The following is a 13,211-nucleotide window of genomic DNA, read 5'->3' as shown; positions in this document are numbered from 1 at the left end:
ATCTTGCGAATTCGGCCTGCGAGGAACAATCTATGGAAAGGATACGGAGCCCTTGGCACAAGTCAAGGGAGTTGCCCGCTCCCTTGCGCCCGGAAAGGACCGCCGCAATGATCCGCATTTTCCCGGCCGTTCTTGTCGCTTTCGGCATGGCCTGCGCGGCCCCTGCGCGCGCCGGGCCGGACTGGCTGGCGGGTCCGGCGCTGGGGGTGCAGGATCTGGCCGCGGGGCAGGAGCGGGCGCTGACATTCCGGGGCCTTGGCGCGGCAACCGATCCGCGCAACACGGCGCTTGCCACGGATGCCGAGGTCACGCTGACGGGGGTCGATCTTGCCCTGATGACCCGCCCGCGGGACGACCGGCGCCTGGTGTTCCGCCTTGCGGCCGGGCGGTCCGATGTCGAGTATCAGCAGATTTTTCAGGATCTTCGCGCCGACAGCCTGGGGTTCGGTGTCGATCTGTTCCAGATCCGCGAGACTTATGTCGCGCAGGTCGGCTTCAGCGTCAGCGGCCAGCGGTTCCGCAACAGCTTTCTGGGCAATATCGACCGATGGGACGGCCACATGGTCGAGATCCACGCGCGGATCCATGCCCCGCTGGTCCGCCAGCCGGGGCTGAGCGTGGGCCATTTCGGCGGCGGCCAGATCCTTGGCCTGACGCAGGAGGCGCATACGCAATTCGCCACGATGCTCGACCGGGAGACCCGGGTCAGCCGGAGCCTGTTCTACGGGATCGACGTTTCGGGCGAGGTCGCGATCGGGCAGGGCCGGACGATCACCCCATGGGCCTTTGTCGCGCTGGTGCACGAGTTCGGGAAACGCCCGCCGCAACGGCCCTCGGCGCTGGTGACGGGCTTTGCGCCGGGGAACGCGTTCACCCTGTTTTCCGACCAGCTGGCGAATATTCCCGACCGCTATCCCGAGGCCAATACCGCGGTCTTGGGCCTGGGCCTTGCGCGCCAGATGCAGGGGGGCGGCATGGCCAATCTGGGGGTCTATCTGGAACGTAACGGCGATTTCGAGACGCGATACCTGCAACTGGGCGTTGCCTTTCCGTTCTGACATCGGCGGGATGCAAGGCGCATCGCGTCTTGTGCCCGGGCCTTGCATCTGGTCTTGATACCGGCCACGGGGCGGCGTGGCGTGCCTCGCAGAATCCGCCCGGCAAGGGCGAACGGACAAGACGGAGGAGTTCCATGAAGGCGATCACTCTGGGCAGGGGCGCGTTCGCCGCCCTGGTCGCGGGCGCGATGATGCTGGGCACGGCCTCGGCCGAGACGCTGCGGCTGTCGCACAATGTCGGCGACACCACCACCTGGCACAAGGGCGCCGAGAAGTTCGGCGAACTGATCTCCGAGGCGACCGGCGGCGACATCTCGGTGCGGGTCTTCCCCAATGCCCAGCTTTCGGGCGGCGACCAGATGAAGCAGGCCGAGATGATCGGCCGCGGCGCGCTGGACCTGGTGCTGACCTCGGCGATCAACGTCACGCCGCTGGTGCCCGAAATGGCGGTGTTCTCGCTGCCCTATCTCTATTCCTCCTATGACGAGGTCGACGCGACCACGCAGGGCGCGCCCGGCCAGATGATGGCGGACATCCTTCTGGAAAAGGGCATCGTCGTGCTGGCCTGGGGCGAGAACGGCTTTCGCGAGATCACCAACAACACCCGCCCGATCACCAGCCCCGACGACATGAAGGGGCTGAACATGCGCGTCGCGGGGCCGATGTATATCGACGTGATGAACGCGCTGGGCGCCAATCCGCAGCAGATGCAGTGGTCGGAAACTCTGACCGCGCTGCAACAGGGCGTGGTCGACGGGCAGGAAAACCCGATCGGCGCGGTCATCATCCCGCAGCAGGTCTACGAGATGCAGAAATACCTGACGACCTGGCATTATTCCTATGACCCGATCTTCCTTGGCATCTCGAAGGCCAAGTGGGACAGCTATGATGCCGGGATGCAGGACAAGCTGCGGACCGCCGCCATCGAGGCGATGGAATATCAGCGCCAGATCACCCGCGACGGCACCGCCAGCGGCATCGACTTCCTGCGCGAAAAGGGGATGGAGGTCACCGAACTGACCCCCGAGCAGCTGGATGCCTTCCGCACGGCGACGCAACCTGCGTTTGACGCCTGGGCTGCCAAGGTCGGCCCCGAGATCGTCGAGGCGTTCCGCTCTGCCATCGCGGAAGCGCAGTAGGTTTCAACCCCCGGCAGGTCCGCCCGACGCGGGCCTGCCCTTCGTTCGCCATAGCGGGAAAGCCCGATGCGTTTCCTTCTCGACGAGGCGGAAAAGATCGTCTGCGCGGTCCTGTTCCTGGGCATGACCGCAATCGGCTTTGCCAATGTGGTGGTGCGCTACGGCACCAATTACTCGCTGGCCGCCACCGAGGAATTGCTGACCAACGGCTTCCTGCTGCTGACCGTGTTCGGCGCCGCCATCGCCGCGCGGCGGGGCGAGCATCTGTCGGTGACGCTGGTCCATGACCTGCTGCCGCGCGCCTTGCGCAAGCCGCTTTTCGTGCTGGCCGCCGCGCTGTCCGTGCTGCTGCTGGCGCTGTCGGCCTGGTTCTCGTGGCAGACCCTGACCAACCAGTTGTCCAGCGGCATCCGGTCCTACGCGCTGGGCCTGCCCGCGTGGTATTACCAGGCGGCGGTTCCGTTCGGCTTTGCGCTGATCCTGATCCGCTATCTGCAACACGCGCGGGATGTGCTGCGCGGCACGGGCGACGGGGGATCCGATGCCTGATCTGTTCCCCGGCCTCGGCGCGGGCACCGGGATGGTGATCCTGTTCTTCCTGCTGATGGCGCTGCGCGTGCCGGTGGCCTTTGCGCTGGGCCTGTCGGCGATCCATGCGATGTGGCAGATCGGATTCGGGCTGGAGCTTGCGGGCGACCTGATCGCGGCGGGCGTCACCAAGTTCTCGCTTCTGGCGATCCCGTTCTTCATCCTTGCGGGCACGCTGATGGGCACGACGGGGATTGCGGAACGCATGATCCGCTTCTTCCGCGTGCTGATCGGGTCCACCCCCGGCGGCATGGGGGTTGTGGGGACGGTGGTCTGCCTGTTCTGGGGCGCGGTCAGCGGATCCGGTCCGGCCTCGGTCGCGGCCATCGGGCCGATGATCGTCAAGGGGATGGAGGAGGACGGCTATTCCCGCGCCTATGCGGCGGGGCTGGTCTGCACCGGGGCGGCGCTGTCCATCGTGATCCCGCCCTCGATCGGGCTGGTGATCTATGGCGTGATCGCGGAAACCTCGATCTCGCAGCTGTTCATCGCGGCGATCATCCCCGGCCTGTTCATGGGGCTGATGATGCTGGCCACCCTGCCCTTCGCCCGGCGCGAAGGGCCTGCCGCAAGCCCCGCGCTGGACGCGCTGAGCCCGATGCCGCATGCCGCGCTGCCCTATGGCCGGCGGCTGTGGCTGTCCTTCCGCGAGGCGTTCTGGGGCCTTCTGACGCCGCTGGTGATCCTGGGCGGGATCTATTCGGGCATCTTCACCCCCACCGAGGCGGCGCTGGTCGCGACCGTCTATGCGCTGGGCGTCGGCGCGCTGGCCTATCGCACGCTGACCTTGCGCGGGCTTTACGAGGCGCTGGCCAATGCGGCCGCATCCTCTGCGGTGGTGATGCTGGTGGTGGCCTATGCGGGGCTGTTCGGCTGGGTGGTCAATGTCGAGGATCTGATCGGCAGCTATTCCGGCGCGCTGCTGGGTCTGAGCGGCAATGAATGGGTGATCCTGCTGGTCATCATGGTCGTGCTGCTGGTCGCGGGGATGTTCATGGACCCGGTGACGGTGATGTTCATCTCGCTGCCGATCTTCCTGCCGGTGATGCGGGAAATGGGCTGGGATCCGGTCTGGTTCGGGGTGGTGGTGATGGTGAACCTGGCCATCGGGCTGTTCACGCCGCCGGTGGGCATCAACCTTTACGTCGCGGCGAATGTCACGCGCCTGTCGATCGAGCGGATCGCGCGGGGCGCCCTGCCCTTCCTGATCGCAAGCCTTCTGGGGCTGGCGGCGATCGCCGCCCTGCCCGCATTGTCGCTGACGCTGGTGGGGATGCTGCGCTGATCACTCCTTGCGCGTCATCGCCGCCCTGAGCGCATCGCCCAGCGCGCCCCGGCCGGACCCTTCGGGCGCGCGCGCCGCGCGCGGCTTGCCCGTGCCCCTGGGGCGCGCGGGGCTGGCGGGGCGCGGGTCGGCGGCGGCTTCCTTGCGCATCGACAGGCCGATGCGCTTGCGGGGAATGTCGATCTCGACCACGCGCACCTTGACCACATCGCCCGCCTTGACGACCTCGTGCGGGTCACGCACGAAGCGGTCGGCCAGCTGGCTGACATGCACCAGCCCGTCCTGATGCACGCCGATATCGACGAAGGCGCCGAAGGCGGCCACGTTGGTCACGGTGCCTTCCAGCATCATGCCGGGTTTCAGATCCTTGATGTCCTCGACCCCGTCGGCAAAGGCGGCGGTGCGGAATTCGGGGCGCGGGTCGCGGCCGGGTTTTTCCAGCTCGGCGAGGATGTCGCGCACCGTGGGCAGGCCGAAACGGTCATCGACGAATTGCTCGGGTTTCAGCCCCTTCAGCGCCGCGCCGTTGCCCATGATCTCGCGCAGGTCGCGGCCGCAGGCGGCGACGATCCGGCGGGCCACACCATAGGCCTCGGGGTGGACGGAGGAGGCATCCAGCGGCTCGGCGCCGCCCTGGATGCGCAGGAAGCCCGCCGCCTGTTCGAACGCCTTCGGCCCCAGCCCGCCGACCTTGAGCAACGCCTTGCGCGAGGGGAAGGCGCCATTCGCATCGCGATGGGCGACGATGGCCTGCGCCAGCGACGGACCCAGCCCCGCGACATGGGCCAGCAGCGGCGCCGACGCGGTGTTCAGATCCACCCCCACGGCGTTCACCGCGTCCTCGACCACCGCCTCCAGCGTCTGGGCCAGGCGGCGCTGGTCCACGTCATGCTGATACTGGCCGACGCCGATGGATTTCGGCTCGATCTTGACCAGTTCGGCCAGTGGATCCTGGAGCCGCCGCGCGATGGACACGGCGCCGCGCAAGGAAACGTCCAGATCGGGGAATTCGCGCGCCGCCAGTTCCGAGGCGGAATAGACGGACGCGCCCGCCTCGGACACCACCACCTTGACCGGGCGCGGCCCGGCGTCGGGCAGAAGGCGCAGCGCCTCGGCCACGAAACGCTCGGTCTCGCGGCTGGCGGTGCCGTTGCCGATGGCGATCAGTTCGACGCCATGGCGGCGCACCAGTTCCAGCACCGTCGCCATCGCCCCGCGCAGGTCGTTCCTGGGCTGAAAGGGATAAAGCGTCGCCGTCTCGACCAGCTTGCCGGTGGCGTCCACCACCGCGGCCTTGACGCCGGTGCGGATGCCCGGGTCCAGCCCCAGCGTCGGGCGCGCACCCGCAGGCGCGGCCAGCAGCAGGTCGCGCAGGTTGCGGGAAAAGACCGCGATGGCCTCTTCATGGGCGCGGCGGCGCAGCTCGGCCAGAAGGTCCATATACATCGTCAGGCCCAGCTTGACCCGCCAGGTCCAGCCCGCCGCCTCACGCAGCCAGGCATCGCCCGGGCCGTCGCCCGCGATCCCGATCTCGGCGGCGACCATGCCGATGGCACGCGGGGCGCCGGTCTCGGGGTCGGGGGCGATCTCGATGGTCACGACCTCTTCCTTGGAGGCGCGCAGGATCGCCAGCGCCCGGTGCGCGGGGATCGTGGCCCATTTCTCGCGATGGTCGAAATAATCCGAGAACTTGGCGCCCGCGACCTCCTTGCCGGGCACGACGCGGGCGGCGATGAACGCCTCGTGCTGCATGAAGGCGCGCAGTCGGCCCAGAAGATCCGCATTCTCGGCCAGTTGCTCGGCCAGGATGTCGCGTGCGCCCGCCAGCGCGGCCTTGGTGTCGGGCACGGCGTCCGACAGATAGCCCGCGGCCAGCGTCTCGGGCGCCGCGCCGCGGTCGTCGATGATCGCGCGCAGCAGCGGCTCCAGCCCGTTCTCGCGGGCGATCATCGCCTTGGTGCGGCGCTTGGGCTTGAAGGGCAGGTAGATGTCTTCGAGCGTGGCCTTGGTCTCGGCCCCGGCGATGGCGCGGGCCAGCGCGTCGGTCAGCTTGCCCTGCTCGCGGATCGAGTTCAGGATCGTTTCGCGCCGCGCCTCCATCTCGCGCAGATAGGCCAGCCGGTCGGCCAGCAGGCGCAACTGGGTATCGTCCAGCCCGCCGGTCACCTCCTTGCGGTAGCGCGCCACGAAGGGCACGGTCGCGCCCCCGTCCAGCAACTGGACCGCGGCCTGAACCTGCGCGGGCGCGGCGGCGATCTCGGTGGCGATGGTACGGGTGATGCGGTCCTGGGCGGTCGTCACGGCAAGATCCTTGTCTGCGGTTGGACGGCCTTCCTAGCGGAGGGCGCGGGCCGCGCCAAGCGGCAGCCCGCGCTCTGCCCGCTCAGTCCGCGCCGCGGGCGATGTCGCGGGCGGAGACCTGCCGACGCTGAAGCAGCCAGACGATCAGCGCCGCGCCAAGCCCGATGCCATCGGTCAGCCAGCCGCCGTCGATCATCGCAAGCGCCGCGGCGCCAACGAACAGGCGCAATGCCGGGTTCAGCGTGCCCATGAACCAGCCTTGCACCGCCGCCGACAGCAGGAACACCCCGAAGGCGGCCGAGGCGGTGACATGCACGACCTCGGTCCAGTGCCCCTGCATCAAGAGCGCGGGCGAAGCGAAGATCATGAACGGCACGACAAAGGCCGCCAGCCCGAACTTGAACGCCTCGACGCTGGTCTTCATCGGATCGGATTGCGCGATTGCCGCCCCCGCATAGGCGGCCAGCGCCACGGGCGGCGTGATCGCCGACATCACCGCGAAGTAGAAGATGAAGAAATGCGCCAGAAGCGGCTGGATGCCCATCTGCACCAGCCCCGGCGCGATGACCGAGGCCGCCACCGCATAGGCCGCCGTTGTCGGCATCCCCATGCCGAGGATGATCGCCACGATCATCGCGAAGAACAGCGCGACAAGCTGGCTTTGCCCGGCCAGCCCCAGCAACAGCCCCGAGAACCGCGTGCCGATGCCGGTCAGCGCGATCACCCCCACGATGATGCCCGCCGCGGCGCAGACCGCGATCAGTTGCAGGCTCATCTTGGCGGCCAGCTCGAACGCGCGCAGGATCGCGACCGGCCCCATGCGATAGGGCGTCAGCCAGCTGACCACCGTGGCCGCCGCCATCGCCCAGACGCCCGCCCGGATGACCGAATAGCCCGCGAACAGCGTGGCGATCAGGATGATGATCGGCAGGAACAGGAACGCCTTGCGCGCCAGCACGTCGAAGCGCGGCAATTCCTCGCGCGGCAGGCCCTTCATGCCGTATTTGCGCGCGGCCAGATCGACATTGAACAGCACGCAGGCAAAGTAGAGCAGCGCGGGGATGATCGCCGCGATCACGATCTCGGTATAGGCGATGCCCGTGATCTCGGACATGATGAAGGCGCCCGCCCCCATGATCGGCGGCAGGATCTGCCCGCCCGAGGAGGCCGCGGCCTCGATCGCGCCGGCGGTCTGGGGCTTGTAGCCCACCTTCTTCATCAGCGGGATGGTCAACGACCCGGTGGCCACCACGTTGCCCGCCGAGGTGCCGTTGATCATGCCCATCAGGCCCGAGCCGAACACCGCCACCTTGGCGGGTCCGCCGCGCAGATGCCCGGCCGCGGCAAAGGCGAAATTGACGAAATACTCGCCCACGCGGCTGGCCTGAAGGAAGGCGGCAAAGGTCACGAACAGGATGATGTAGGTCGAGGAAATCGCCGTGGTCGGGCCGAGGATGCCCTGGTCGGTATAGACATAGGTGAAGAAGCGCGTCGCCGAATAGCCGCGATGTTCCAGGATGCCGGGCAGCCATGGCCCGACAAAGGCATAGATCACGAAGATCCCCGCGATCACCACCAGCGCCAGCCCGGCCAGCCGCCGCGTCAGTTCGAGGATCAGCAGAACGCCCGCCGCGGCGGCGAACATGTCCGCCTGCTTGGCCAGCGCGGTGCCCGCGCGCAGCCGCAGGAAGGGCGCGTGGTGGATGATGTAGAGCGCGACCGTGATCGCGGCGACGGCCAGGAAGACATCCGCAAGGTCCAGCCGCTCGCGGCTGCGGTCGGGCATGAACCAGCCCAGCCCCACCAGCCAGATCGAGCCCAGCAGCAGCGGCCAGCCGAAGGACAGCACCATCGCATCGCGCGCCGCCGCCTGATCGACCCCGCCGATGCCGAACTGAAAGCCCACCGCCTGAAGGAAGGCCGCCGTGATGGCCGCGGCCCCGGGCGCGATCAGCGCAAGGCGCAGCCGGTTCAGCCCGCGCGGCCCGGGCTCCTCGCCGAAGGTGGCGGTCGAGAACAGCAGGAAGCCGATGGCCAGCCCGCCGCCGACATGGATCAGCCGGTAAACCCAGGGCTCCAGCGGGTAAAGGTAGAGCACGCCGACATGGAAGATCGTGTAGCCCGCGCAGATCAGCGCCAGCAATCGACCGAGCAGGTATCCGGGGCGCCGCTGGTTCGACGCATAGGTTTCGGCGTCGACGCCCCTTGCGATATCGGGCCCCGCCTCGTCCGCCGCGGCGGCCGTCGGATTGGATTGCATGGCCTTCCCCCCTCGGTCGGCTGGAGCGGTTGCCGACCCGACCGGGTCAGGTGGTCCGCGCCTCTGGTGTTCTTTGCACGAGACGTCCGGCCCGCATCGCGCGCGGACCGGATCGCGGCTCCCAGGCCCGCGCCCGCCCTTGCAAGGCGGGCCCGGGACCGGGTCAGCTTACTTCAGATCGTCGGGAATCTCGATGCCCGCTTCCTCGTAGAAGCGCACGGCGCCGGGATGGAACGGCATGAAGGTGTTCTTGTCCCAGTTCTCGATCAGCGTCTCGCTGGCCGCGGCATGGATCTGCAGCATGCGGTCATGGTTTTCCATCGCCAGCTTGGTGATCTCGTAGGCCAGGCTATCGGGCATGTCCGAATGCGCGACGGCGAAGTTCCACAGCGCGACGGTGGGCTGGTCGTAGTCATGGCCCGCATAGGTGCCCGCCGGGATCGTCAGGGGCGCCATCGCCGGGAACGCCTCGAGGACCTTCGGCATCTCTTCCTCGTTGAAGCCGAACATCACCACGTCCTGGCTGGCCGCGAGTTCCGCGAAGGCCGAGATCGGCACGCCCGCGGCAAAGGCGAAGGCGTCGATCAGACCGTCCTGAAGCTGGCCCGCGGCATCCGCGGCACCGGCATTCGAGACGCGGGCATTCACGCCGAGCGCCTCCATGAACAGCGGCCAGTAGGTGCCGGGCGTGCCGCCCGCCGGGCCGACCGAAACGCGCTTGCCGTCCAGATCGGACACCGAGGTGATGCCCGACGAGCGCAGCGCGACGACCTGGAACGGCGTCTGGTACATCGGGAACAGCGCGCGGATCGAGCGGTGTTCCAGCCCCGGCGCCAGTTCCGACTTGCCCATCCAGGCGTCATAGGCCGGGCCCATGGTCACAAGGCCCATGAGGTGGTCGCCGGTTTCCACCAGCGTCACGTTCTGCACCGGGCCGCCGGTCACCTCGCCCGTGGCGTTCACGCCGAGTTGCTCGGAGATGAAGCTGGCAAAGCCGTTGCCATAGACGAAATAGGTGCCGCCCTGGCTGGCGGTGCCGATGGTCAGGCTGTTGGGCCAGTCCGCACGATCCTCGGCGGCGGCGGGCAGGGCAAGCGTGGCGGCGACCGCAAGGGCCGCGATACGGGTCATCAACATTGGGGTCCTCCCATGAACCTGGTTGGCGATTCCGGCGCGGCAGGCAGCCGCCCCGCCGGAGCACGCGGCATATCAGGGGGCGACGGGCGCCGCTGTGCAACCTTGCAGATGCGATCGGGGGAAGAAAACCGCCGCATGCTGCGCGAAATGTGTGGATTTCGTAACATCGGCCGCCGGGGCATGGGGGGAATTCCCCCCATCCGTTTACTCGTCGTCGTCCGCGGCGCCGAAGGCGGTCTTGTCGATGCCGTGCTTCTGCATCTTCTCCCACAGCGTCTTGCGCGACAGGCCCAGCGCCTCGTAGACCGGCCGGATCGCGCCCTTGTGGGCCGCCAGCGCGGCCTCGATCTCGCGCTTCTCGAAGGCCGCGACGCGGGCGGCCAGGCGCGAGGGCGACTCGGTCTCGCCCGGCATCTCGGCGATGCCCAGCCCCAGCGCATAGCGGTCGGCGGCGTTCCTGAGTTCGCGGACATTGCCCGGCCAGTCGCGCGCCGCCACCGCCGCGACCAGCGCGGGCGGCGGGGCGGGCGGCTCGACCCGGTGGCGTTGCGCGGCCTCGGCCACCAGCCGCAGGAACAGCGGCGCCACATCCTCGGGCCGCGCGGCCAGCGGCGGCACGGTCAGCGTGACCACGTTCAGCCGGTAAAGCAGATCGGCCCGGAACCGGCCCGCCGCCACCTCCTCCTCCAGCGGCATCCGGCTGGTCGCCATGAAGCGCAGATCGAGCGGCACCGCCTCGTTCGAGCCGAGCCGTGTGATCTCGCGCCGCTCGATCACATGCAACAGCGTCCCCTGCGTCTCTATCGGCATAGAGGCGATGTCGTCCAGCAGCACCGTGCCGCCGCGGGCATGTTCCAGCTTGCCCACCCGCGGCCGCAACGCCCCGGCAAAGGCGCCCGCCTCATGGCCGAACAGTTCGCTTTCGATCAGGGCGGGCGGCAGCGCGGCGCAGTCGATGGCGACAAAGGGGCGTTGCGCGCGCGGCGACAGATCGTGCAGCGCACGGGCGACCAGGTCCTTGCCGGTGCCGGTCTCGCCGATGACGAGCACATCCGCCTCGGACGGGCCGATGGTCCGGATCCGCCGCCGCAGGTCGATCATCGCGGTCGAGCGGCCGACCAGCCGGGCCTCGAGGTCGTCGGCCTGACCGGCCGCGGCGCGCAGCACGCGGTTCTCGACCACCAGCCGCCGGTAATCGGCGGCGCGGGCCACGATCTCGGCCAGTTGCGAGGCGGAAAAGGGCTTTTCCACGAAATCGTAGGCGCCGTCGCGCATGGCCCGGACGGCAAGCTGCACATCGCCATGGCCGGTCACGAGGATCACGGGAATGTCGCGGTCGATCTCGTGGATGCGGTTCATCAGCGTCAGCCCGTCCATGCCGGGCATGCGGATGTCGGTCACGACGACGCCGGGAAAGCCGAAGCTGACCAGATCCAGCACCCGGCCCGCCTCGGCCAGTTCCTGCACGGCAAAGCCTTCGAGATCCAGCGCCTGCGCGGTCGAGGTGCGCAGGTCGGGCTCGTCATCGACCAGAAGAACGCGCGCCCCGCTCACGCCGCCTGTATCCCTTCGTCCGCGGCGCGCCGCAGGTCGATCCGGAACTCGGCGCCGCCGCCCTCGGGATCGACCAGCGTCAGTTCGCCGCCGAAATCCTGGACGATGTTGTAGGAAATCGACAAGCCCAGCCCCAGCCCGCGACCGACGCCCTTGGTAGTGAAGAACGGATCGAAGATGCGTTCGCGCAGCGCGTCCGGCACGCCGGGGCCGAAATCGCGGACCCGGATGCGGGCGCCCGTTGCCGTCGGTTCGGCGGTCAGCAGGATGCGGCGGTCGGCCCGCCCGTCGACCGCATCCGCGGCATTGGTGATGACATTGACCAGCACCTGTTCCAGCCGGAGCGGGCCGCCGGCCACCGCGGGCAGGTCGGGGGCAAGCGTCACGGCCAGATCCGCGCCCGCCGCGCGCAGGCGCGGGCCCGCGATCTCGGAGGCCGCGCGGATCACCTCGGGCAGCGAGGCCCGGCCCACGCCGCGTTCGGGCGTGCGGGCGAAGTTGCGCAGGTCGCGGCCCAGCGCCGCCATCCGGTCGACCAGGGCGAGGATGCGCCCGGCATTGCGCCGCGCCTCGTCGGTGCGGCCGCGCTCCACCAGCGTCGGCAGGGTCTCGGCATAGTTGCGCACGGCGGCCAGCGGCTGGTTGAACTCGTGGCTGAGCGCCGCCGACATCTGGCCCAGCGCCGCCAGCTTGGCCGCCTGGATCAGGTCGGCCTGGGCCTGGCGCAGGTTGGCCTCGGCGGCGGCGCGTTCGGCCACCTCGGCGCCCAGCCGGGCGTTCAGGGCGGCCAGTTCGGCGGTGCGCGCGGCCACGCGGCGCTCGAGCTCGGCCCGGGCGGCGGCCTGCATGGCGAGGCGGTCGCGCAGCCGCGCCCGCCGCTGCCAGAGCGCGGCGGCAAGCGCCATCAGAAGCCCCAGCGCCAGCATGACCGCCAGCGTGAAGACGATGGCCTGGCGCCTGGCCAGAGCGGTGTCCAGAAGGACGGTCACCTTCCAGCCCGCCGTCTCCATCCGTTCGGACAGCGCCAGCATCGCGCCGCCCGTCCCGGGCCGGGCCAGCCCGTCCGGGCCCGGCAGGCCGGTGAGCAGCGGCGCGCCCGTGATCGCGAGGTCGGCATAGCGCCGGGTCGCCCGGGTGCGGGCCGCCGCATCGGCATCCGGCCGGACATAGGGGCGGAACAGCCAGTCGGGCCGCGAGGACAGGAAGATGATGTTCTCGGGATCGGTGACCAACACCTCGTCATCGCCGCCGCGCCAGGTGTCCTCGATCGCGTCGAGGTCGATCTTGACGACCATCACCCCCGCGATCCGGTCATCCACCCGCACCGGTGCGCCGAAATAATAGCCGCGCTTGCCCGAGGTCGTGCCCAGCGCGAAGAACCGCCCCTCGCCGCCCGCCAGCGCCTGCGTGAAATAGGGGCGGAAGGCGAAATTGCCGCCGATGAAGGAGGTCGGCTGGTCGAAATTCGACGCCGCGCGGGTGATCCCGCCCGGGTCCATGAAATAGATGTCCGACGCGCCCAGCGTCACCGCGATATGGCGCAGCGTCAGGTTCGCGGCGGCGATGCGGGCGGGATCATGGGGATGGGCGGCCAGCGCCCGGATCACCGGCTGTTCGGCGACCAGCCGGGGCAGCCGCTGGAACCGGTCGAGCTGCGCGGTGAGCGTCGAGACCGCCAGCCGCAGCGTGGTGTCGCCCCGCCGCGCGGTATCGTCCAGAAAGACGCGCTGGGCCTGGGCATGCACGAAGACCCCGGCCAGCAGCACGACCAGCAGCCCGAAAAGCGCAAGCGCCCCCTGCGCGGCGTGCCTGCCGCGGGCCGTCGCTGCGGCGATCCGTTCGGGCATGTCGGTCCCGGTCCCTTTCTCGCTGTCCAAGACCGCGCGACG

At 69.2% G+C, this 13,211-nt stretch carries 9 protein-coding genes; 4 read left to right on the top strand and 5 right to left on the bottom strand.

Features of this window, described 5'->3' with window-relative positions; translation table 11 throughout:
- Positions 1-107: 107 nt before the first annotated feature.
- From NHN26_RS01530 to NHN26_RS01515, 4 genes are all read left to right on the top strand, one after another.
- Entirely contained in the window at positions 108-1,058 is a 951-nt protein-coding gene (locus tag NHN26_RS01530) for an autotransporter outer membrane beta-barrel domain-containing protein (protein WP_253087756.1), read from the top strand.
- 134 nt (positions 1,059-1,192) lie between these two features.
- A complete protein-coding gene (locus NHN26_RS01525; protein ID WP_253087755.1) occupies positions 1,193-2,197 on the top strand; it encodes a DctP family TRAP transporter solute-binding subunit in 1,005 nt (334 codons plus the stop codon).
- Between the two features lie 66 nt (positions 2,198-2,263).
- A complete protein-coding gene (locus tag NHN26_RS01520) occupies positions 2,264-2,746 on the top strand; it encodes a TRAP transporter small permease (protein ID WP_253087754.1) in 483 nt (160 codons plus the stop codon).
- Positions 2,739-4,070 carry a TRAP transporter large permease gene (locus tag NHN26_RS01515; protein WP_253087753.1) on the top strand — a complete coding sequence of 444 codons (1,332 nt, stop codon included), beginning with the start codon at positions 2,739-2,741 and terminating at the stop codon, positions 4,068-4,070. The genes NHN26_RS01520 and NHN26_RS01515 overlap by 8 nt, the downstream gene beginning before the upstream one ends.
- Here the strand turns inward: NHN26_RS01515 and NHN26_RS01510 are convergent, their stop codons facing one another.
- The 5 genes from NHN26_RS01510 to NHN26_RS01490 all read right to left on the bottom strand — a co-directional run bounded on the left by NHN26_RS01510 (position 4,071) and on the right by NHN26_RS01490 (position 13,199).
- On the bottom strand, positions 4,071-6,371 hold the full coding sequence (locus NHN26_RS01510) for a Tex family protein (RefSeq protein ID WP_253087752.1): 2,301 nt from the start codon (positions 6,369-6,371) through the stop codon (positions 4,071-4,073). It lies immediately after the preceding gene.
- 82 nt (positions 6,372-6,453) lie between these two features.
- Positions 6,454-8,631: a TRAP transporter permease gene (locus NHN26_RS01505; protein WP_253087751.1), complete on the bottom strand. Its 2,178-nt coding sequence runs from the start codon at positions 8,629-8,631 to the stop codon at positions 6,454-6,456.
- A gap of 168 nt (positions 8,632-8,799) precedes the next feature.
- Positions 8,800-9,762: a TAXI family TRAP transporter solute-binding subunit gene (locus tag NHN26_RS01500; RefSeq protein ID WP_354595913.1), complete on the bottom strand. Its 963-nt coding sequence runs from the start codon at positions 9,760-9,762 to the stop codon at positions 8,800-8,802.
- Positions 9,763-9,972: 210 nt separating this feature from the next.
- Positions 9,973-11,322, bottom strand: a complete 1,350-nt coding sequence (locus NHN26_RS01495; protein WP_253087749.1) for a sigma-54-dependent transcriptional regulator — start codon at positions 11,320-11,322, stop codon at positions 9,973-9,975.
- On the bottom strand, positions 11,319-13,199 hold the full coding sequence (locus tag NHN26_RS01490) for a sensor histidine kinase (RefSeq protein WP_253087748.1): 1,881 nt from the start codon (positions 13,197-13,199) through the stop codon (positions 11,319-11,321). Before NHN26_RS01490 ends, NHN26_RS01495 begins: the two co-directional genes overlap by 4 nt.
- Positions 13,200-13,211 lie beyond the last annotated feature (12 nt).

The organism is Rhodovulum tesquicola, from assembly GCF_024128855.1.
Lineage (GTDB): Bacteria > Pseudomonadota > Alphaproteobacteria > Rhodobacterales > Rhodobacteraceae > Rhodovulum > Rhodovulum tesquicola.
Note: the sequence above shows the minus strand (reverse complement) of the source record. Positions and strands in the feature narration are given on the sequence as shown.

What these genes read in the sequence shown, in the direction of transcription:
- NHN26_RS01525 (WP_253087755.1), top strand. Translation starts at nt 1,193, where the DNA reads ATGAAGGCGATCACTCTGGGCAGGGGCGCGTTCGCCGCCCTGGTCGCG.
- NHN26_RS01505 (WP_253087751.1), bottom strand. Translation starts at nt 8,631, where the DNA reads ATGCAATCCAATCCGACGGCCGCCGCGGCGGACGAGGCGGGGCCCGAT.
- NHN26_RS01530 (WP_253087756.1), top strand. Translation starts at nt 108, where the DNA reads ATGATCCGCATTTTCCCGGCCGTTCTTGTCGCTTTCGGCATGGCCTGC.
- NHN26_RS01520 (WP_253087754.1), top strand. Translation starts at nt 2,264, where the DNA reads ATGCGTTTCCTTCTCGACGAGGCGGAAAAGATCGTCTGCGCGGTCCTG.
- NHN26_RS01515 (WP_253087753.1), top strand. Translation starts at nt 2,739, where the DNA reads ATGCCTGATCTGTTCCCCGGCCTCGGCGCGGGCACCGGGATGGTGATC.
- NHN26_RS01500 (WP_354595913.1), bottom strand. Translation starts at nt 9,762, where the DNA reads ATGACCCGTATCGCGGCCCTTGCGGTCGCCGCCACGCTTGCCCTGCCC.